This is a genomic window from Bacillus sp. D386 (genome assembly GCF_006346415.1).
Map to the genome: position 1 here is coordinate 49,107 of NZ_VEMV01000006.1, position 22,530 is coordinate 71,636.

20 protein-coding genes, 1 pseudogene and 1 riboswitch are annotated in these 22,530 nt (G+C 37.7%); of the genes and pseudogenes, 5 read left to right on the forward strand and 16 right to left on the reverse strand.

Annotation, left to right across the window (positions count from 1 at the left end):
- The first annotated feature begins 104 nt into the window (after positions 1-104).
- The gene (locus tag FHY45_RS17600; RefSeq protein ID WP_066108011.1) at positions 105-1,169 is read left to right on the forward strand and encodes an AI-2E family transporter; all 1,065 of its coding nucleotides are present in this window, start codon (positions 105-107) and stop codon (positions 1,167-1,169) included.
- Positions 1,170-1,236: 67 nt separating this feature from the next.
- Here FHY45_RS17600 and FHY45_RS17605 read toward each other — a convergent pair whose 3' ends face one another.
- Together FHY45_RS17605 and nadE are read right to left on the reverse strand one after the other, a co-directional pair.
- A complete protein-coding gene (locus FHY45_RS17605; protein ID WP_139892676.1) occupies positions 1,237-3,996 on the reverse strand; it encodes a GTP-binding protein in 2,760 nt (919 codons plus the stop codon).
- Between the two features lie 328 nt (positions 3,997-4,324).
- A complete protein-coding gene (gene nadE / locus FHY45_RS17610) occupies positions 4,325-5,143 on the reverse strand; it encodes an ammonia-dependent NAD(+) synthetase (RefSeq protein WP_066108014.1) in 819 nt (272 codons plus the stop codon).
- Between the two features lie 374 nt (positions 5,144-5,517).
- Here nadE and FHY45_RS17615 point away from each other — a divergent pair, with 374 nt between their 5' ends.
- From FHY45_RS17615 to FHY45_RS17625, 3 genes are all read left to right on the forward strand, one after another.
- Entirely contained in the window at positions 5,518-6,048 is a 531-nt protein-coding gene (locus tag FHY45_RS17615) for a DoxX family membrane protein (protein ID WP_066108017.1), read from the forward strand.
- Between the two features lie 167 nt (positions 6,049-6,215).
- Positions 6,216-6,260: riboswitch (PreQ1 riboswitch) on the forward strand.
- 7 nt (positions 6,261-6,267) lie between these two features.
- Positions 6,268-6,753: a QueT transporter family protein gene (locus FHY45_RS17620; RefSeq protein WP_066108019.1), complete on the forward strand. Its 486-nt coding sequence runs from the start codon at positions 6,268-6,270 to the stop codon at positions 6,751-6,753.
- 156 nt (positions 6,754-6,909) lie between these two features.
- A complete protein-coding gene (locus tag FHY45_RS17625) occupies positions 6,910-7,344 on the forward strand; it encodes a ferritin-like domain-containing protein (RefSeq protein WP_066108023.1) in 435 nt (144 codons plus the stop codon).
- 81 nt (positions 7,345-7,425) lie between these two features.
- Here the strand turns inward: FHY45_RS17625 and FHY45_RS17630 are convergent, their stop codons facing one another.
- The 12 genes and pseudogenes from FHY45_RS17630 to FHY45_RS17685 form a co-directional block, all read right to left on the reverse strand.
- Complete coding sequence (locus FHY45_RS17630) at positions 7,426-8,133, reverse strand: hypothetical protein (RefSeq protein ID WP_066108026.1); 708 nt, start codon at positions 8,131-8,133, stop codon at positions 7,426-7,428.
- A 181-nt stretch (positions 8,134-8,314) separates the two neighbouring features.
- The gene (locus FHY45_RS17635) at positions 8,315-9,115 is read right to left on the reverse strand and encodes a DUF368 domain-containing protein (protein WP_066108029.1); all 801 of its coding nucleotides are present in this window, start codon (positions 9,113-9,115) and stop codon (positions 8,315-8,317) included.
- A gap of 229 nt (positions 9,116-9,344) precedes the next feature.
- The gene (locus FHY45_RS17640) at positions 9,345-10,325 is read right to left on the reverse strand and encodes a quinone oxidoreductase family protein (RefSeq protein WP_139892677.1); all 981 of its coding nucleotides are present in this window, start codon (positions 10,323-10,325) and stop codon (positions 9,345-9,347) included.
- A 19-nt stretch (positions 10,326-10,344) separates the two neighbouring features.
- Positions 10,345-11,154, reverse strand: a complete 810-nt coding sequence (locus FHY45_RS17645) for an enoyl-CoA hydratase/isomerase family protein (RefSeq protein WP_373925500.1) — start codon at positions 11,152-11,154, stop codon at positions 10,345-10,347.
- Positions 11,139-11,906: an SDR family NAD(P)-dependent oxidoreductase gene (locus tag FHY45_RS17650; RefSeq protein WP_066108035.1), complete on the reverse strand. Its 768-nt coding sequence runs from the start codon at positions 11,904-11,906 to the stop codon at positions 11,139-11,141. The genes FHY45_RS17645 and FHY45_RS17650 overlap by 16 nt, the downstream gene beginning before the upstream one ends.
- A gap of 1 nt (position 11,907) precedes the next feature.
- On the reverse strand, positions 11,908-12,654 hold the full coding sequence (locus FHY45_RS17655) for a 2-phosphosulfolactate phosphatase (RefSeq protein WP_139892678.1): 747 nt from the start codon (positions 12,652-12,654) through the stop codon (positions 11,908-11,910).
- A 1-nt stretch (position 12,655) separates the two neighbouring features.
- Complete coding sequence (locus FHY45_RS17660; protein ID WP_180350014.1) at positions 12,656-13,726, reverse strand: phosphotransferase family protein; 1,071 nt, start codon at positions 13,724-13,726, stop codon at positions 12,656-12,658.
- Between the two features lie 32 nt (positions 13,727-13,758).
- A complete protein-coding gene (locus FHY45_RS17665) occupies positions 13,759-14,157 on the reverse strand; it encodes an acyl-CoA thioesterase (RefSeq protein WP_139892680.1) in 399 nt (132 codons plus the stop codon).
- A 137-nt stretch (positions 14,158-14,294) separates the two neighbouring features.
- Positions 14,295-14,864 (reverse strand): annotated as a pseudogene (locus FHY45_RS17670) (TetR/AcrR family transcriptional regulator).
- A 36-nt stretch (positions 14,865-14,900) separates the two neighbouring features.
- Positions 14,901-16,511, reverse strand: a complete 1,611-nt coding sequence (locus FHY45_RS17675) for a long-chain-fatty-acid--CoA ligase (RefSeq protein ID WP_139892764.1) — start codon at positions 16,509-16,511, stop codon at positions 14,901-14,903.
- Between the two features lie 33 nt (positions 16,512-16,544).
- Positions 16,545-17,324 carry an SDR family oxidoreductase gene (locus FHY45_RS17680; protein ID WP_139892681.1) on the reverse strand — a complete coding sequence of 260 codons (780 nt, stop codon included), beginning with the start codon at positions 17,322-17,324 and terminating at the stop codon, positions 16,545-16,547.
- Positions 17,302-18,549 carry an acyl-CoA dehydrogenase family protein gene (locus tag FHY45_RS17685; RefSeq protein ID WP_139892682.1) on the reverse strand — a complete coding sequence of 416 codons (1,248 nt, stop codon included), beginning with the start codon at positions 18,547-18,549 and terminating at the stop codon, positions 17,302-17,304. Before FHY45_RS17685 ends, FHY45_RS17680 begins: the two co-directional genes overlap by 23 nt.
- A gap of 187 nt (positions 18,550-18,736) precedes the next feature.
- Here FHY45_RS17685 and FHY45_RS17690 point away from each other — a divergent pair, with 187 nt between their 5' ends.
- Positions 18,737-19,489, forward strand: a complete 753-nt coding sequence (locus tag FHY45_RS17690; RefSeq protein ID WP_139892683.1) for a DUF975 family protein — start codon at positions 18,737-18,739, stop codon at positions 19,487-19,489.
- A gap of 104 nt (positions 19,490-19,593) precedes the next feature.
- On the opposite strand, the gene brnQ is transcribed toward FHY45_RS17690, so the two are convergent.
- On the reverse strand, positions 19,594-20,946 hold the full coding sequence (gene brnQ, locus FHY45_RS17695) for a branched-chain amino acid transport system II carrier protein (RefSeq protein ID WP_373925501.1): 1,353 nt from the start codon (positions 20,944-20,946) through the stop codon (positions 19,594-19,596).
- Between the two features lie 383 nt (positions 20,947-21,329).
- Entirely contained in the window at positions 21,330-22,022 is a 693-nt protein-coding gene (locus FHY45_RS17700) for a GntR family transcriptional regulator (RefSeq protein ID WP_066108055.1), read from the reverse strand.
- Positions 22,023-22,530: the final 508 nt, after the last annotated feature.

Genomic DNA, 22,530 nt, shown 5'->3' on the forward strand with positions numbered 1-22,530 from the left:
TCTCAGGTTATGTGGTGCCAACTATTTACCAGACATTTGATTAAAACTAAACTTATTATGGGTATAGTTGTGAATACATTGATTATACATTTGGGGGATGCTCTATGTGGTTTAATAAACCTTTTTATAAATATGCAACCGGCACTATTTTAATACTAATCATTATCTATTTATTAGGGAAGATTGATTACTTTATATGGCCTTTTCAAAAACTGATTATAACCATCTTTTTTCCGATTTTAATAGCTGGGCTTTTATATTATATATTGAGGCCGGTCGTTCATTTTTTGAGTAAGTATATGCCGATTACTATCAGTATACTTCTCATTTATGCAGTAATCGGCGGAATGGGTTATGCTACTGTCCATTTCTTGGGGCCCGTCATTGTTTCTCAGAGCGAAGAACTCATCGATAAAATACCGGACAGAATAGAAACAATCACATCCCAGTCAAAGGAAATTATAAATGAGAATGCCGCCTCAACCTATTTTTCCGTAGACAAGCTCACTCAATACGGGAAAGAATATGCGGATAGTTTTCCTAAAGTATTATCCGATCATGCTGTAACCATATTTTCGACAGTTACGAGCATAGTCACTGTACTTTTAATTGTTCCCTTTATTGTTTTTTATTTTCTTAAGGATGGGCATAAACTCAGACCCTTTTTATTAAAGCATATCCCTGCTAATGTAGAGGACGAGGGCAACAGAATTTTAATGGATGTTGATAAAACCTTATCCACTTATATCGTCGGTCAATTTATCGTTGCAATAGTCGATGGCATCCTTATGTATATTGGATATCTAATTATTGGGCTTGAGAACGCATTAATTTTAGCTATTTTTGCAACTTTACTGACCGTTGTACCTTTCCTTGGACCGTTCCTTGGAACCATCCCTGCGATTATATCAGGTCTATTAATCAGCCCATTTACAGCCTTTAAAGTTCTGATATTATTAGTCATTGTCCAGCAGCTTGAGGGTCATCTCGTTACACCTCAGGTAATGGGAAAACGTCTGGATATCCACCCGCTGACGGTCATATTATTGCTGCTTGTAGCGGGTTCCTTATACGGATTTATAGGAATTCTCATAGCTATACCTACTTATTCAGTAGTAAAGGTTATTGTTAAAAATTTCATTAAATTCTATAAACTGCGAACATCTTAAAGCTCCTAAACTTCACATAAAAAAGGTGATTCAGGATGGCTTAACCACCATCCTGAATCACCTTTTTTTACCTTGAAATAGTTTGAACTTCTTTTTGGCCAATTAAAATCCATTCGTATTGTCGTAATCGCAATTCGTATAGCTTTAATGGGTCACGATACAATTCTGGCTGAGAACGCATCTTCTCAAGTACGCCATTATGTTCAGCAATTTTCTCATTCGTATCTGACATTGCACCATTCATTACTTCTGTCGGATCTGCAAAGAACATTGAAACATCTCGAGTAATCGATTTTTCAAACATATCAAATTGCAGCAGGAATTTATCTGCAATCAATTGAGCAACCTCTGTATAATCCTGTGTTTCAATCAACGTTGTATATTTATTGTACATAACACTTTTATTCGCAATCGATCCGAATAACATGCCTGCACTCTTCAATAATAATTGTTGCGGTGTGTGGCGAAGCAGTATATTAATGGTCTCCATTTGTACACCGCTCGTCATTCGGTTTGCATCCCTGCGCCAGTCATCCAGCACTCTGAAATCACATTCCATTTTCATTCGTTCTTCCTGATAAATGGCATTGAAGCCTTCAGCCATTTCTTTTAAATAAGCCTGACTCTCTTTTAACTCTACTTCCGCTTCGGTAATCCAATCCTTTAAGGAATAAAAATACTTAGGCAAAATCGTATTCTCCAGGTATTCCTGAATCCGTACATTCATTTTCTCATTTAAGTCTATATGAATCTTGCGGAAATCACTGTCCTCTGTAATTAAATCTTTGCTGGCTCGGAGAATTTTAGGTACCGCCGCCTCCACATCAAGGCGAATGGCTTCCTTCCTTTGTTTAAACGTCTTACGCAACAATACTGCTTTTTCTTTCTCCAAATCCTCCATCTGATTCTTCGCACCATTTAGTTTTGCTAAAAGGTCCTCATTCCAATGAATGGATTCAATCAAGCTTTCTTCCCTTTCCAATCGTTGGTCCAGCAAGCTTGATATAGTCTCACGTACAAAGTGAAGCAGCTTAGCAGTACGAGCGCTTTCCTTATATTTGCTTGTTAGATTCATTTTAATAAATTCAGCAAAATCTGAAAGCTGCCTATTGCTTCTATAATGAGCAGAATGAGCAAAAATTGTAGCATTTGGCAGGTAAGGACTGATTCTGGACCAAGCTTCATCCACTATACGAATAGCCTCCTGATCATTGTGAACAAGATCCATTTTATTTAATAAGAAATGAATTGGCAGATCTGGCACTTGTTCATGAAGGGCCATAACAATTTCGCGTTCTTTGTTTGTAAATGGATCATTTACATCTAATACAAGTAAAAGACCATCTGCCATATTCAAATAACGGCGTACTTCCTGGATTTTATTATTTGCAATACTGAATCCGGGAGTATCGATGATTGCTATTTGATTTTCGGCCAAGAATTGACTCGGAAGATGGTATTCAATGATACTTGGCTTGTTATCAACAAAGTTTCTGTTTGAAACCTTATCTTCAAGTTCCTCTAAATTTAGTGGATTAATCGAAGAGTCTGTCACTTCCATTATGCTTTCTTCTTCGGCATTTTTAAACATGATAGCCGATGAAGTTGGTTTATCAAATAACTCTTCTCCTAAAATAGAATGAATTAAGGCAGATTTACCGCTACCGCTAGTTCCGGCAATCATAATATGCTGTACATTTACATCTAATAATTCATCAATAATCCATTTTTGTCTTTCGCTGACAGATAAATTATTTTGATTTGCCCATTGATCAATTTCCTCAAATAATCGAACGCTATCCTCCAAGCCATTCCGGTTATTTTCAGCCTGCATTAATACTCTCTCTGCATGATCAATATCTATTTGACCTATCATACCAGGAAAATTATCGTTCCATGCCAATATAGCAGAAGAAGCTAAAAGAGCATGCTTCCTATCTGTTATGCGAATCCAGTTACGTAATAAACTTGGTAATAAGCCCTTTAATGTTTTTAATAATTTATGTCCATTAATTAACTCGAAGTAACCCTCTTTAAATAAGAAAGATAAATCTGACCATGGTTCGGGATGAACAAGTTCCAGATCCTGCAGTAAATCATTAAATCCCTGAACCCATTGCAAATATGCCGGTTCGCCCTTATAGCTGTTCCAAAGAGATACTGCAAGTTGTTCAAATTGACCGCTATCTATGGAATAGAGTTTATGTAATACTTGGTAAAAATAGCCAGGTTCCATATTTTTCGTTACACCCTGATCAATATAGGACTGCAGAACATCATACCAAAGCAATGACTCCGTACGGATGGATTCATTTACTGCAAGTTCAACTGCACTATTCCAATCACGTTGCTCTTCAAAGAATGAACGTGCTATTTCTGTTACTTGAGAGTCATCTGGATTCAACTTAACTACCTTTTTAATCGTTTTATCAGCCAGTTCAGTTTTATCCAATTTCGTATATAGAGCAAATAATTGCAATCCAACTTCGGTATTCAATATAATCGAGTCTGATTCGATAGATTTATATAGCTCTTCAGCGTTTTTATACATAGCCATTGCAAAGTAAGCATCCGCCATATTCTTTATAGCCCAAGGCGCCAGGTCATTGCTAACCTTTTCCCATTTAAAAATGGATGTCTCATAGTCTTTATAATGGAAATAAAGCTCTCCCTGAGCAAATCTAAGCGTTGATAGCTCAGGCAATTCCTTTTGTTGTTCTGCCAAAAATTCTTCACTTATTATAAGCAACGGATTCGCCGCATTATCGTTTGTTAATAAGGTTTTATATAAGGACTTTTCAATCAAGTTATTTTCATTATTCATCATACGACCCCTCCCTGGTTCTCTCACACAAATTTGTTCAATAGAATAGTTTATAACTTATATAGTGTAATAAAATTTGATTGCAAAACGGTTTCGGTAAAGTTTCATCTTCAATACAATATGATAGCAAAATGGAACATTTGTCATATTTGAAATAAATATATTAATAGATTATATCCTATACCCTCAGAAAATTAACTAAAACAATTCGTGTTTTTTATTTTTCTCCAATTAATTATACCAGTATATCGTTATCTTAATCACGATTCATTTCACCTTACAATAGAATAAGCCCATGATTATGAAAATCACAGGCTTACTTTTTGGTTAGTTATTTCCACCAATTATCGTGAATGGATGCAGGCATTTGACGTTTGTGTTCTGTTTTTAAATATTGTTTTTCAATTTTTAATGCAGCTTCAGCATCGACTTTACGGCCTTCCAAATAGTCGTCAATCGTATCATATTTTAAGCCAAGCTCTGTTTCATCAGCTTGCTGCGGTTTATTATCCAGCAAATCGGCAGTCGGCTCTTTCATATAAAGTCTTTCCTCAGCTCCCAATTCTTTAAGCAATTCTCTGCCCTGGCGCTTAGAGAGACCCGATAAAGGAAGAACATCAGCTCCGCCGTCTCCATATTTTGTATAAAAACCTGTCACTGCCTCAGCAGCATGGTCTGTACCTATTACCAGAAGTCCATTTTGTCCACCAATGGCATATTGCGCAATCATACGAAGCCTTGCTTTCACATTCCCTTTATTAAAATCGGTTAATGCTTCATTAGTTGCTTCTTTGTATTGATCTGTAATGACATCGACAGTAGACTTGACATTAAAAGTAATACTTTCATCTGGTTTAATAAATTGCAGAGCACGCTGAGCATCATCTTCATCTTGCTGTACTCCATATGGAAGTCTGACAGCAATAAATTTAGCCGCAACCCCTTCCTCACGCAGTTCTTCCACAGCCATCTGAGCCAGACGTCCTGCCAATGTAGAATCCTGACCGCCACTGATTCCTAGAACAAATCCTTTTGCTCCGCTCTTCTTTAAGTAACTTTTTAGGAACCCAACTCTGTCTTTGATTTCTTCTTTAGGGTTTATTTCCGGTTTAACATGTAATGCTTCAATAATAACTGATTGTAAGCTCATTCCCATTCCTCCTTCAAACACCTATACTATTATTTTCCTTAAATGTTCTCTTTCTAACCTTTTATCATTAAATATATTTTACTCTTATATATAAATTTTTAAATAGCTCATTTAATTAAGAGTGTTATTTTTCATTCTAATACAACACTAATTGGTTCATTATGTAAAAGTTTGTGAATGAACGAACAATATCACGTTTGTAAAGTTGTTTTTAGTATTAACTTAAAAGGTTCACATATTTTTGTACAAAAAAAGAAACACAGGGATAATGCACCACATTATCAAGCATATGGTATATAAATAAGGTATAGAAAGTTACTGGAACTAAAAACCGCGGATTAGAGCCAGTTAAATCCATATGGGAGTGATTTAAAATGATGAATTGGTTACGAACTAATAAATATGCCTCCGGACTATTATTGATTATAAGACTGTATCTTGGTTATGAATGGATGATTCATGGATTTGAGAAAATTAAAGGCGGAGCATTTGATGCATCCGGATTCCTTGGAAATATTGTTGCTAATCCTGTAACTGGGCCAGACGGAGGGGCACTGTATCCGATTTATGGTTCATTCATTGAAAAATTTGCGATTCCTAACGTAGGGTTAATCAACATCTTAATTCCATGGGGAGAATTTCTAGTTGGGCTTGGGTTACTGCTTGGTGTCTTAACAACTACAGCTGCCTTCTTTGGATTATTAATGAATTTTATGTTTTTATTTGGCGGAACAGTATCTACTAACCCGCTCTACATCATACTGGGAATGGTTATTCTTGTAGCAGGTGCAAATGCCGGCCGATTCGGTGGAGACTATTACGTTCTTCCCTGGATTCGTAAAACTATCTTCAAAAAGGATGACATAAAACCAATCAATACAAAAAAATTAACTCCAAGTCGTTAAACTAACGATTAAATAAGAGACGACGCCGAGATTTCTCTCGGCGTCTTTTATTGATTTATGCCAGTCGATCATAACTATACGATGATGTTTCGAACATGATGCAACTACAATTCTTTGTTGACTAGGCATCTTATTATGCTTATGATTATTTGGTGTCTTCGGAAATACTAAACGTGGTTCGTAACCATCCCACGATAAAAAACTAAGGGAGAGAAAAAAATGAATATTAGAACGCTTGCTGTAAATGGAGTTTTGGCAGCCTTATATATTGCTGTCACTATAATCGTACAGCCAATCGCATTTTCGAACATTCAGTTTCGAGTACCTGAAATGTTCAATCACTTGATTGTATTTAATAAAAAATACATGTATGGGATTGTGATAGGAGTATTTATCTCTAACCTCTTTTTCTCATCAATGGGTGCATATGATTTAATATTTGGTGTTGGCCAATCCATACTAGCATTAACAATCACCATTCTAACCTTCCGATTTGTCCGCAATATTTGGGCAAGGATGGCTATTAATACATTCGTTTTTACTTTTACCATGTTCTTAATTGCTATAGAGTTAAATATTGTTTTGAAACTTCCTTTCTGGTTTGCATGGGCAACAACCGCAGCTGGAGAATTAGCAGTCATGACAATTGGTGCTCCAATTATGTATGCTCTCAATAAACGTATTAATTTCTCAAAATTAATCTGACTTAATAATCCAAGCTTGGTCCTTTATCGGATCAGGCTTTTTATTATGTAAAAATATTCCCTGAACATTTCAAAATCCTGCCACAAAAAAAATGCTTAATATGTAGTAAAGTAGGGTACATTTGAATTATAGAATATAGAAGGAGTGGATTATAGAATGGAAAAAAAATTAAAAGAATTAATAGATGGTTTAAATGAAGATCTAGCAAACGAATATGCTGCATCAATCATGTATTCTAGCTATGCGGCAATGGTTTCTGGTTTATACAGACAAACACTGAAACCTTTCTTTGAAGGTGAAATAGCCGATGAACAGGGACATGCTTTATATCTTGCAGAAAAAATCAGTACATTGGGTGGAACACCAACTGTAACACCAGCAGAAGTTAAACAAACCACTGATGTTAAGGTAATGCTTGAATCTGCCTATCAGGCAGAAAAAGATACAATAGATCGCTACGAAACACGCAAGAAACAAGCTGAGGAATTAGGCTTAACTGAATTAGTTGTCAAACTAGAAGATCTTATCTCCGATGAAACAGGCCATATGGAAGAGATTGGCCGCATTCTTAGTGACTCCAGATTTGATTAATTCTTAACAATCTGCAACATGTTTAACACAGGGATTGAACCGTGATTCTGACAAGCAGAATTACGGTTCTTTTTATAGCTATTACTTCGGTAATGGGATTTCAAATTCTGTCTTTTTACCATTAAATAAATCTTTACCTTCACTGTTTAGGAATGGCCCAAACTCCAATTTTAAATTTCGTGTAATTAAGAACAAATCCTTGTCTATTAAAAAGACATGAAGCTTTTCACTAGATGTTCCGGCAGCAATTTCTCCTTGTTGGCTCGGCTCCAGATTTGTTTCTGGCAGATAGGTTATTTGATTATCGTTCCCTCTTAAAAAAGAACGAATGGATTTAAATATTAATGGTTGTTTGAAATTGTTCACAAGCTTTATTTTCATGGTAAGTATGATACGGTCTCTTTCATTTAAATTTTTGAACTTTGATTTAGTTTCCTCTGATGGGGTTATCTCAGCATACTGTATACCTTCTAACGTAATGATTACGTCCTCAATATTTTTAGTGTCATACATTTTTAAATTTTCATATAGTATCTTTTTCACACCCATATTGCCAGAAGTAAATCGATCTTGATACACCTCAGAGGATACAGATGGCTCTTCTCCTTTTGATGCCACGCCATTTTTTGTTTCTTTATCTTCGGTACCTTCTTTATTATCCGTACTTACATCTTCTGTAGTTTGATTCTTTTTATTATCCTTATTTATCGTCTCTTCTTTTTCGCTTCCACATGCTGATACTCCTATAATAAGACATGCCAAAAATATAAACCTCAGTCCCTTTTGCACGATTCAACCTCCAATACTTTTTATTGTAAAATTGTAGTTAATCTATACATTTGCTTATGTCTTAATATTCTAAGCATAAACGCCCTTTTCCTATCTATCCCACATAATTGTTTTAACAGTGCAGTCGAAACAAAATAAAAAAGGATTGTCCGAGACAATCCTTATACTTTCTAGTCAATTATTACTTCGTAAAAATTTTCGTTACCAAAAGACCTGCCACAAAAGTTATACAACATAGCAGTATAGTACCTATTCCTGTTGGCAATCCAGGAACGATTACAAATATAGATCCAATAATCAACCCCATTATGACTGCAAACGTCATATGTGGATATGCCCTCAGTAAAAAGCTAATTGCTTTACTGCTCACAATAAAGCCAACCACTGCTCCAGCCCCTACAAGTATAATAATTGTAAAGTTTAAATCTGATAAAGCAGAAATAACAGTTGAATAAACACCGAGCAACAATAATATAAACGAGCCACTAATACCTGGAAGCAGCATAGCCATACTTGCAAGCCAGCCGGAAAAGAATAATCCAAGCCCAGATAAAAGCGTTACATCAGATATAACAACAGATTCATTCGGCTTCAGGAAACCTAGTGCTGCCATCATGATCGCGACCAAAACGACAACCACAAAATGCTTTCCTGTAAAGTGTTTTTTCACCTCTGCCTGTCTTATAATAAATGGCAGTACACCGATGATTAACCCTACAAAAAAGAATTGTGTCGGTTCATGATGATGCTCCAGCAAATAATCAATCAATCGGCTAAACGTCAGTATAGTAAACCCCATACCGATTGCGAGTGGCAATAAAAAGCCCAGATACCTTCTCCAATCACGGCTAAAAAAGCCACTGATTGATAATAATAAGCGATCATAAATACCTAATATAAACGCTATGGTTCCTCCACTTACACCGGGAATTAAATCACTGATTCCCATTAACATACCACGATATATGTTTTTCCATTCCATTATCTTCAGTCCTTATTTTTTTATTTCACTATAATAGTTTACAAAATAAGAACTAGTAAAAACAATGGCACATAATACAAATTTAATGATGCTTCTTTACTTCACTATAATAGATATAAAACATATCAATATAGCAATATAGCAATATCAAATAATGTCACATTTATACTTACTCTTATTACAATAACAACCATGCTAGAACTGCATGCTTTGCGAGAATGTCATCACCTTAACGACGAACCTGGAGTAATACCTTTCCTATTGTCTTCCTCGATTGTAGCAACTCATGTACCTTCGCTGCTTCCTCAATCGGATGGACTTCACCTATTATTAATTTTAATTTTCCCTCTTCTAAGAAAGAAAAAAGATCACGCATGCTCGGCAACAGCAATTCTGGTTTTTTCATAATTTGTGGAAGAAAGAATCCAATGACCGACTGGTTTCTCGCCATTAAGGATGAGGGGTGCATTACGGCCTGTTCTCCGCTTGCGACACCATATATCACTAATCTTCCGAACGTAGCTAAACATTTCAGTGTATCTTTAAAGACGTTTCCACCTGCCATTTCGAGCGCAACATTGACTCCACGGCCGTTTGTCGCTTCCAGCACGTCTTTATACCAGCCTTCTTTTGTATAGTTGATACAAACATCAGCTCCCAGAGAACGTGCAAGCTCCAGCTTTTCTTCTGTGCTGGCAGTTGCAATTACCTTACCGGCGCCCATTAATTTAGCCAATTGGACTGCTAAAGTCCCAACTCCTCCAGCTGCCGCATGAACGAGAACGGTTTCACCCTCTTGCAACTGCCCCATTGTTTTTAAAATATGGTAGGCACTCAACCCTTGTAGCGGGAGGGAGACCGCTTCTTTTAAATCCAGTTCTCCTTTCAGGAGGATCACGGACCGAGCGTCTGCAACAGCATACTCAGCATATCCTCCAGATTCAATCAGCGTGACCACTCTTGCTCCAATATTTACGTTCGTCACTTCTGAGCCAGTTTCGACTACAATCCCGGCAACTTCTGCTCCTGGCACAAAAGGGAGCTTGGTTGGTACAACATATTGGCCTTCGCGTCTGGCAGTATCTGCATAATTCACACCAACTACATGTATTTCAATTAATACTTCATGTGAACCAGGTTTCGGCCTATCTAATTCGACCATTTTTAATACTTCTGGTCCTCCGTACTCAGTAAATTGAATGGCTTTCATAATACATACTCCCTTTCTCTTATTTGCCGGTAAACTGCGGCTTTCTTTTTTCTTTAAATGCAGATACACCTTCTTGATGATCCTCCGTGGCTATCATCATCGTTTGAGTGATGCGTTCTCTCTCCAGGACATCTTCGATAGTGGCCGTAAAAGAATAATCAATCAGTTTTTTCATTTGCCCATATGCTTTTCCTGGACCATAGGATAGCATAGTCGCATATTGAATCGCTTCATCACGCAAAGCTTCTAAAGGTACAAGTTTATTAATAACCCCAAGTTCATATAAACGTTCTGCTGGTATCGGTTCAGCTGAAAAGAAAAATTGTTTTGCTAAGTGCGGACCAACTAAGCGTGGAAGGAAATAGGAACCTCCTGCATCCGAAATAAGGCCAACCTTTGAAAAACTTAAAGCGAACTTACTCCCCTCAGCGGCCACAATCAAATCACAGGCAAGCGCCAAATTAAAACCAGCCCCTGCCGCAAAACCATGTACCGCAGCAATAATAGGAGTTTCAATCTCCTTCATCGTTAAAATACATTCATTTATGACTCCTAAATACTCGTAGGTAGTAGCTGCTGATTTGGTTCCCATCGTTTTTACATCTCCGCCGGCACTAAACGCCCGGCCTGCTCCGTTTAAAATAATCACTTTCACATTAGGATTTTTATCAGCTTTTTTTAATTCACTAATTAGTCCTGTTATCATTTCCGGACTAAAAGCATTCAAGCTTTCAGGTCTATTTAATGTTAATACTAAAACTGAACCTATCTCTTTTATTAATAAGTGTTCCATCATCCATCTCCCTTTCTCTTTTACGTAATCATCCATCCCCCATCGACCAGTACATCTGTACCAGTCATGTATGAAGCTTCACTCGATGCTAAAAAGGCAATAACATTGGCTATTTCCTCACTGGTTCCTACTCTTTTCAATGCTGTGTTGCGTTCAATTGATTTAACAAACCTTTCATTCGTTAAAGACCATTCTGTCAACGGTGTTTCAACAAATCCAGGTGATACGGAGTTTGCACGGATACCATATGGGGCCATTTCAAAAGCAAGTGCCTTCGTAAAATTCAACACAGCTGCTTTTGCAGAACTATAATGAGGTATATGAGCAGCAGCCTTATGGCCAGATAGACTCGCTATATTGACAAATGCCCTATTACCTCCACGGTTAGCGTGCTCCATCATAAACTTTCCAAGTATTTTTGAAACTAAAAACACACTCTTCAAATTCACTTCCTGAACGATATCCCAAGCCTCTACGGCCGTATCCATTATTTTTGATTGCACTGAACCACCTGCATTATTGATGACCACATGCAAGTCCATAAAATGATCCTCAATAAAATCTAACAACGCGGTTACTTCCTCTTCTTTCGTAACGTCGGCCGCAAAACAGGTTGCCTGGATATGATGGCTTTGATTATTAATTTCATCAACAACACTTTCAAGCTTTTCTAAGGTTCTTCCAACTAGAATGACATTTGCTCCTTCTTTAGCCAAACGCAGAGCTGTAGCCTTTCCTATCCCGCTGCCACCGCCAGTGATCACGGCAACTTGCTCATGAAATCGCATCCTATACCTCCTTTTTTACCGTTAATATAACGCGATTATTTTTAAACACAGGAACAATCTCATAACATCCACTTGTACTTGATAACAGAAGATCTTCCTTTAATCCGTATTTGGTTAATAGCAATCCAACTCTGGATGCCGCCAGAACTGAGTATGAATTAGATGAATGGCTGTCATAAAAAGCCAATGCAGCTTTTCCAGCGTCATTCAGCTCAATCCCTTGATTGGTTCTGCAGGTTATATTTGCAATTAAATGGCCGGCACCATAGAAATCCTCTAGGCTGAATTCTCCTGAATTTCCTGAACAAATCACGACAATAGTTTCATCCTTGCTATCATTCAGTATCGCCTGTGCCACGGCAGCATTATTAAGCAAGGAGGATATATACACTAGATTTGCATATGCCGCTTTATGTAGAGCCACTGTGCCGTTAGTAGTTGAAAGAATCAAGGTTTTACCATGGATACGCGTGCTAATTTTAACCGGTCCTGGATAAAAAAATCCATCGATTGGTTCTGCATGTAATTCCCCAGCCATCAAGGCTTGTCCGTTCTCAAATTGTCTGCTTACTTTAATAGCTTCGTCCTGATTTAGAACGGGAATAACCTCTGTTGCTCCATTCTGCAAAGCTGTTACAATCGTGGTTGTGGCCAGGAGAATATCTAGTACAACAGCTATCTTGTTGCCTGAGGCCAGTTTTTCTGGTGATATATCTTCCTTGGTCAGCAAGACATGAACTTTCAGCATCTTATTGATTCCTTGTAAGTAAATAAGCATGCTCAATCAATGTTTTTACATACTTATCAAAGCTGGCAAATCTCGGATCCTTTGTTTGGCCATTATGATAACGATAGTAGATTTGCTGACAAATCCCCGCTAATTTGAAATAGGCAAATGTTAAATAGAAATTCATATTGGAGACATCACGGCCGCTTTGTCTTGCATATTCTGAAATAAATTGTTCCCTTGTATAAAATCCATCTCGAATCGTAACAGATGGCTTCCCCAGTCCTTTCTTCAATACTTCAGAATCGTCCCCCTCTGCCCAATAGCTCATAGCTACTCCAAGATCTGCGAGCGGATCCCCGACCGTCGTCATTTCCCAATCAAATAGACCGACCATTTCCGTCCCATCCTCATTAAACATCGCATTGTTCAATTTATAGTCATAATGAATAATTGAAGCATCACATGAAGCTGGAATGTGGTCTACTAACCATTTCTCTAATTCTTGTATATGTGGAATATCATCTGTTTTTGCTCGTTCATAACGTGCTATCCATCCATTTGTCTGTCTTTCCATAAAGCCATCAGGCTTACTGATTTCCTTCAATCTAGTCTCCTGATAGGAAATGCTATGAAGCTGAACAAGCCGTGCTACCATTTCCTTTGATAAATTTTGAAAGAGTTCACGGGAAGGTTTAATGCCTTCAGGAACAGAAGTATCAAATATAAAACCTTGCTTTCGTTCCATAATAAAAAACGGACTCCCAACAACATGCTCATCATCTGAGTAAAGGATTGGTTTTGGAGCCGGACTGAAAAGAGGATATACTTCTGAGAGGATGCTGTATTCCCTTTGCATATCATGGGCTTTTGGAGCTACAGGCCCTAGCGGCGGTTTCCTTAAAACAGCTTCCCATGTGCCTATTTTCAATTGATAGGTTAAATTTGAATGACCTGCCGAGAATTGTTCAATTTCCAGGTTTCCTTCTGGCAAATCGCTAATCTTACTCCGCAGAAATGATTCAAGTACATGCTGGTGCAATTCTTCTCCACTTCGTACGGGAATCGTATCTTTACTAACTCCTTGGTTCATGTCTATCTCACCTCTTTCAAAAATCGGACTCATTAAACAGCTTCGACCAGCCTCAACAGTTTCTCTTTTAGCATTTCAGGAATCGGTTCACTTTCCTGTTTGTCAAAATTAAACTGAACAAGGATGGCAGTCCCTTTGGCAATTGGGTTACCGGTTTGGGCACAGTAAATATCATGTTCAAGCTGAAAGCTCTTTGTCCCCACTCTGGATACAGTCGTGTTAATTTTTAATATTTGATCAAAATAGGCTTGAGAGAGGAAATCACATTTAGTCGAGGCCAAAATGAATGACCAATTTCTTATTTTTAAATCCAGTTCCATTTCCTTCAAAAAATGAAGACGAGCTTCCTCCAAATAGATGAAATAACTTGTATTATTCACATGACCAAGTGCATCTGTTTCCGAAAAACGGACGGTTACCATTGATTCCATAGCGGCCTCCTTTTACCCATTTACAGTATCCATGCTATATTTATACCCTGCTGTATGCCTCGGAGGATATTCGTAATCTATACACCGACCAGCTCCAATTAAGCAATTTTATTCAAAAAAAAGGGAGTCGTGATTTCCTACTCCCCTTTTTCAATTCCTTTCATGATCATCTCTACAAACATGTCTGCTAATTCATGTTCAGAAATAACTCCTTCAGGGTTAAACCACTGATAGCTCTAGTTCAAAATTCCAAGAATACCAAATGTAACAATGGTAGGATTTAAATCTGAACGTAGCTCTCCTGTCTTCATTCCCTGCTTAATTAAATCTTCAATATTAAATCGAAATTGATCACGCTTTGGCAAAATCTCTTCCAGCTTATCATCGGATAATAGTTTCATTTCCCGGAAGAACACCTTTGCACTTAAACCTTGGGTTCGAATATCACTCACTAGTAAATACGCTATATCGTGTATTTTTTGTCTACAGGTTTTCCTCAAGGTATTTAGGATCGCTTCCTGTCTTTCAATTAATCCATTAATATAATCGAGATGAATATTCATCAATAATTCTTCTTTACTTGCAAAATAGTAATAAAAGGTTCCCTTTGTAACTCCCAAAGAATCAACAATATCCTGTATGGATGTTTCTGCAAAACCCTTTTGTTCAAATAAAGAAATGCTGGTGTTCTTAATTTTTTGTTTCATCATCAAGACCCCAGTTCGTGTGTATTCATGTCACCCTTACTTTGTTTTGACTTCTTCCCTCAGAGCCCGGCGAAGTATTTTTCCAACATTTGTTTTTGGTAATTCATCACGGAATTCTACTATTGTCGGCACTCGATAGGCCGCCATATTATTTTTACAGTATTCTATAATCTCTTTATCCGTAGCTGACTCATTCGCTTTTAATACTAAAATTGCTTTGACTGTTTCTCCGCGATACTCATCCGGAACTCCAATTACAACAGCTTCCTGTACGGATGGATGTTCATACAGGACTTCTTCTACATCACGAGGGTAGATATTATAACCGCTTGCAATGATTAGATCCTTTTTACGGTCAACAATCGTTAGATATCCATCTTCATCGATCCTGGCAATATCCCCTGTATACAGCCATCCATTGCGGAGAGCAACGGCCGTTTCTTCAGGCATATTCCAGTAACCTTTCATAATCTGCGGACCTTTGACAATTAATTCTCCCAGTTCGCCAACCGGGACCTCCTCCACCCCTGTAGCTACATCCACGATTTTACAATCTGTAGATGGGAAGGCAATTCCGACTGTTCCAGGTTTACGAACACCAAAATCCGGATTACAATGCGTAACGGGCGATGCTTCCGAAAGACCATAACCCTCCAAAATCTTAGAATCCGTTTTTGATTCATATTCCTTCATTAATTCCATAGGCATAGGAGCACTTCCGCTATTGGAAATTTTTATGCTATCAATCCCATATTCCTTTGCTTTAGGATGAGCGTTGATCGCCACGTACATGGTTGGTACACCAGGGAATATAGTTGGCTTCTCCTGTTTTATAGTTTGAAGGACCTCTTCTAAATCAAAACGGGGTAGCAATATGTTTTCACTCGCCATTAATATGCAATTATTCATACAGGCTGTCATACCAAATACGTGGAATAATGGGATGACAGTCAGATACCGTTCCTGACCTTTCTTTACTATCTGCTTATAAAATTCCTTTGTTTGATAGATATTGGCCACTAAATTACGATGAGTGAGCATGGCTCCTTTCGATCTCCCCGTAGTGCCACCTGTATATTGGAGCACAGCAACATCATGGCTCGGATCAATAACTACTGGCTCTACTGGCATGACTGTTTCAGAGATAAATCGCTCAAATGTCCAATCATCTCCAAATTCCGCCCCGGATGGCTGCAGGCTTACTACAATAATATTTTTGAGATTCGTAGTAGATTGAACCGCTTTAACAGTTTGATAGAATGCATCCATGACAACAATCGTTTCAGCATCGGAATCCTGCAATATATATTCCAGTTCTCTAGCTACTAACATGGGGTTGATTTGAGTGACAATTCCTCCCATCGATAGGGCTCCATAATAGGCAATCACATACTGAGGACAGTTTGGCAGCATTATTGCCACCCTGTCACCCTTTTTAACATCATTATTCTGAAGTGCTGCGGCGAAGCGATTGGATGTCCCTAAAAGTTCCTGATAGGTCATTTTTCTTCCAAAAAAAGATAGGGCATTGTTTGTGGGGTAATGGATTGTCGTTTCATGAAGAATGTCTGGCAGTGATTTGTTCGGAATTTCGATTTCAGATGCAATACCTTCCGGATATTGCGTAAGCCAAGCTTTCTTTTTCATATTTTCCATAGTCAAATCTCCTTCATCTTTTATTTAAACCATGGCGTGTTTTCCGCCATCAACTACCAATACCTCACCTGTTATATAATTGGATGCAGCAGAGGCTAGGAATAAAGCAACTCCCTTGAGGTCTTCATCATTTCCAAGCCTTCCAAGCGGTGTCATATATTCAATTGCATCTTTTCCGCGTTCGAGTAAGACCTGAGACATTTTGGTTGGGAAAAAACCAGGTGCGATTGCATTAACATGAATATTATGTTTCCCCCATTTCACTGCCAAATCCTTTGTTAAAGTAAGGACAGCTCCTTTGCTGGCATTGTACCCAACAGTATCCATCATGTCAGCTTGAGTTCCACCGAGCCCCGCAACTGAAGCAATATTGATTATTTTTCCTCGCTTCTGTTCCATCATCACCTTTCCCACTGCCTGGGACATCAGGAAGGTACCTGTCAAATTAGTATTGATAACCTTATTCCAGGCTTCAAGCGGCATATCCAATGCAGAAGCTCCCCATGAGGCACCGCTATTGTTGACAAGAATATCAATATCTTCAAATTTATCTAGTGTTTCTGAGACGACACTATGAATATCTTCCGCATTCGTGATATCACATTTTAAGGCCAAGGTTTCAACTCCATATTCTTTATTCAGATGATCTGCTACCTCGGTGCAAGCCTCAATCTTGCGTGAACATAGAACAATATTTGCTCCCGCTTCTGCCAAACCCTGTGCAATATGGGCTCCAAGCCCACGTCCGCCTCCTGTGATAATCGCTGTCTTACCGGTTAAATCAAACATTTGTAAAACGTTCATGATCAGCTTGTTCCTCCCCTAGATATTTTTTAAGCTCTAGCTTGGCAATCTGTGCACGGTGAACTTCATCGGGTCCATCAGCTAATCGCAATGTTCTTGCATTTGCCCAATGAGCTGCCAAAGGATAATCCTCTGAAACTCCTGCTGCTCCAAGTCCCTGTATAGCCCTGTCGATAACCTTCAAAGCCATATTTGGAGCAACGACTTTGATCATCGCAATCTCGGCCTTCGCTTTTTTGTTCCCAACCGTATCCATCATGTAAGCTGCTTTTAAAGTTAATAATCTTGCCTGCTCAATTTCAATTCTTGAATTTGCAATCCACTCTTTTATTACACCTTGATTAGATAGCGGCTGCCCAAAGGCAGTTCTTGTTTGAATGCGCTTACATAATATTTCTAGTGAACGCTCTGCTGCCCCAATCAGCCTCATACAATGATGAATCCTTCCTGGACCCAGCCTTCCCTGTGCTATCGCAAATCCCTTTCCCTCTCCCCAAATTATGTTCTCAGCGGGTACTTTAACGTTTTCATATGTAATTTCTCCATGTCCATGAGGGGCATGATCATAACCAAAAACAGGAAGCATTCTTTCGATTTTTACTCCTTTTGAATCAAGAGGTACAAGAATCATAGATTGCTGTTCATGCCGATCTGCCATTTTGTTCGTCTTCCCCATCACAATTGCAATTTTACATCTTGGATCTCCTGCGCCTGAAGACCACCACTTGCGGCCATTGATGATATAGCCATCTCCATCTTTTTCAATACTTGCTTCAATATTCGTAGCATCTGATGAAGCGACATCTGGCTCGGTCATTGAAAAACAGGAACGTATTTCACCAGCTAATAAAGGCTTAAGCCATTCCTCTTTCTGTTCAGCAGACCCATACCTTTCTAATACTTCCATATTACCTGTGTCAGGAGCACTGCAATTAAACACTTCAGGGCCGATTAATGAGCGTCCCATTATTTCACATAAAGGTGCATATTCCAAATTGGTCAGACCAGCACCATATTCACTCTCAGGCAGAAATAAATTCCAAAGCCCCGCATTTTTAGCTTTTGATTTTAAGTCTTCCATAATCGGAGGCACCAGACTCCACCGTGATTCTTGCTCATTTAACTGAACCTCATATAATCCTTCATTAGGATATACATACTTATTCATAAAATCACTTAACTGTCTCTCCAAGTCAATCACCTTACTCGAATAGGAAAAATCCATTCCTTCACTCCTTTCACATACTGACCGGTAGGTATTGTTAATTACTCCCAATTATACTTGATGCTCTTTTAAATTCCAACTAATTATCTAAAAATTACAAATACTTATATAGTTTTACAAATTCAGTCAGATTATATTATTCTTATAAATAGTAATAAACACACAGGAAGAAGGAAAGAGTTGTAAAATGAATATCAAACTGATTAAAAACACAGCCAAACAAAAATTAACTGGCTACTGGGGAATTGCGATAGGAGTTTTTTTCATAACTCTCCTTGTTAGCAGAGTTGCTGAATCATTTCTTTTTATTCTTGCATTTTTCTTTATATCAAGCCCATTGGCTGTAGGATATCAATGGTTCCACTTAGCTATAAAGAGGCAGCAAAATCCTTCTATTGAAACACTATTTGATGGTTTTAAATTGAACTATTTCAGGAATGCCTTAACAAACTTTTTAATCTTTTTATTTACCTTACTCTGGTCAGTTTTATTAATTATACCCGGCATCATTAAAGCGTTAGCCTATTCTATGACTTTATTTATCTTGCGTGACCGTTCCGATTTAACCGCTCTTCAAGCGATTACAGAAAGCCGACGAATCATGAATGGTAAAAAGAAAGATTTATTTGTACTATACCTATCTTTTTTACCATGGTTTATTATCCCTATCGTATTAATTTTTATCGGAATCGTATCTATTGCTATTGGTGCTGATACTGTAAATGATGGAGTATATTTAAGCGGCATGGCAAGCCTGATTATCGGGTATATCACAATCTTTGGTATTGCTATATACCTTGCACCTTTTATAACTACTTCATTAGCTGTCTTCTATGATGATTATGTAAAGCCATCAGAAGGATCTCTTATACAGAATCCACTGCCTTCTACTCATAATTCTGCTGCCGATCATATCGACCTTGCTAAGCGTGTAGAATAAAAGATAATCCCAGCTCCATCATAGAGCCGGGATTATTTTCTTTATTGGTAAAAAAGTAAATTATAAAAGCCAGCGGTGTCTCACGCTGGCTTTACATGTACTAACTAGTCTTTCTGCATATCTGGAACTTCATTCATTATGGGAGCAGACTGTCTCATCATACCAATCGGATAACCAATAATAGCGCCCAATATGGCTGGTGCAATCCATCCTAATCCCACGGAGTAAAGCGGTAAATAAGCAAATAAATTATTGATTGCTTCTATTTGCAGACCCGCTGCATTAAAACCATCAAACAAACTAACAATAAAGGTTAATGCCAAACTGCAAATATATACTTCTGAAAAACCTTTAAATACATTGTGCATGAATGTAAGGAAAATCAAGCATATAGCCAAAGGATAAATAGCTGTCAGGACAGGTACTGAAATAGCCACTAAGTCGGCAAGTCCCACATTGGCAACTAATGCACTGAATACCGATAAAACAATAGCATATGTTTTATAGGACCATCTCGGAGCCAATGTATTAAAGTAGGCCGCACAAGCCGTCACAAGACCGATACTAGTCGTTAAACACGCTGCAATAACAGCAAGTCCTAAAATTAATCTTCCATAAGAACCAAAATAATAATGAGATGCTGCTGCTAATATCGCACCCCCATTATCAAATGCACCAATCTCTTCCACACCGGTAGCACCTAAATATGCTAGCCCTGCATAGATTACCGCAAGTAAACCGGCTGCAATGAAAGCAGATTTCATAACACTTGTCATCATTTCTTTTTTGCCATGAATCCCTGTTGAACGAACTGCATTAATAATGATAATTCCAAATACGAAGGATGCCAATGTATCCATTGTTAGGTAACCTTCCTGGAAACCCTTAAAGAATGCGTTTTCTGTATATTGTTCAGCCGGAGCTGTCAGGCTTCCCATTGGATTAAACAAAGCTGCTAGAATCAATAAAGCGATAAAAAATAATAATATTGGTGTTAACATTTTACCAACTATATCTATAATTTTTCCTGGTTTTAATGCAAAGAAACAAGTAATAGCAAAAAAGATTACAGTGAAAAGCGCCATTGCTACTGTGCTATTCATATCACCGATTAAAGGTTTAACACCAATTTCATATGAAACCGTTCCTGTCCTCGGCATCGCAAATAAAGGCCCGATTGCCAAGTAAAGAACTGTAGTAAATATAATAGCAAACATTGGGTGTACACGTTTAGCCATCGTATATAAATCGCTTTGGCCAGAATACCCAATTGCCAATACTCCTAACAGAGGCAATCCCACCCCAGTTATGATGAAGCCAAATGTAGCTTCCCAAACATTTGACCCTGACATTTGTCCCATTAATACTGGGAATATTAGATTTCCAGCCCCAAAAAATAAGGCAAAGAGCATAAAGCCAATCGCTAGTGTTGTAGATTTACTCTTCATATTACCCAATTAAAACCCTCCGTTTCTATCTGGTTGAACATTTTAAATTTTCTAATAATTCTAACATCTTTTAATATAACATTACCCATTTTAACACATTTGTCAAGATTATTCAGACATTTCGCCCTATTTCTCAACTTTCCCACTTTTCTTCTAACATTCACCGTTTTTCCTATATCGGTGATTATAGTAACTGTCCTCTATATTTGCAAGGGTATTAGAGAAACTAAAGTAACGGTAAATTTTATCAATCTATTATATTTAAAGGGGGGAAAACGTACATACATCCAATTTAAGTTTATATTACCCTTTTAAACAGTAAAAACCCTTATTCCATGAATAAGGGCTGATCGAATAATCCAATATACCATTGATGATAAGGACATATGAGATTATTCTACAAAGTATTCAGCATATTGGCTATCCGGTTCCAGCAAACTATTCCAATATTTCTCTGGTCCTAATATATGGTGACTAACAGCCTCATCTATTTGATCAACTTTTTTATTTTCAATAATATCAATAATGTTTTTATGTTGTTTAATAATATCTGTATAATCATATTCGATTTCAGATAGCAATCGGATTCGATTATAATGTGTACTTAACCGATTTATTGCATCCCAGATATGATCTTTTTCCTGATCTTTATAAAATAGGGAGTGAAATTCCTGATCCAATTCATGAAAAGTTCTTTCCATTCCTTTTTTTCCTATAAAATTTTCTTGTAAACTGATAACTTTCTTTAACTCTAATAATGTTTCATCAGAAATAGATTCGCAGGCTAACTTAAGAACCTCTTTTTCTAGTACAGAGCGCATAAAGGCCGCCTCTTTAACCAATTTATAATCAATTTTTGATATGTATGAACCGACCTGCGGCCATACTTCAACCAAATGTTCCTCTTTTAATTTTCCGATTACCTCCCTGATTGGAGTACGAGAAATCCTTAATTCATTAGCCAGCTCAATTTCACTGATTGCTTGTCCTGGTTTTAATTCTAGAGACATAATGCCATTCTTAATAATTCTGTACGAATAATGTTTATTATTTTCTCCAGGTAATTTGGGTGTCACTGTTAACATCATGATTTCTCCCTTATATAAAGCGTATAAATATTCTCTACCAACATCAGCATGTAGCCAGTATACATGTTTTATTTAATTATCATCAAATTTCATTAATTTTTCAAGCAATTCAAAACAAAAAAGCTGAAGGGCCTTGGTCAGGAGCGAGGAGCATAAGACAAAGGCACGTAGGGGATGTACTTCCCCCCGCAGTGGCTTTGCTTATGTCCCGAGCTCCTAGGCCCTGAAGCTAGATTGAATAAAAAGCTGAAACGACTGCATCAAGGAACAAAGACTAAATACGCCACATCGTGTGGCAACGTCTTTGTGACCAACATCCTGTTGGCCTCCGACAAGCATAAGACAAAAGCACATAAACCATATTCTACATCAGTTATGTCAGTATCCTCTAAATATCCTGCTATAGTTCGACATCTTCCAACAATAAACATAGCCTATTTCTTTATCTAAATAAATTAAAACTACCGATTCTGAATATTTTTCTGGGATAAAGGTGAGAGTTGGA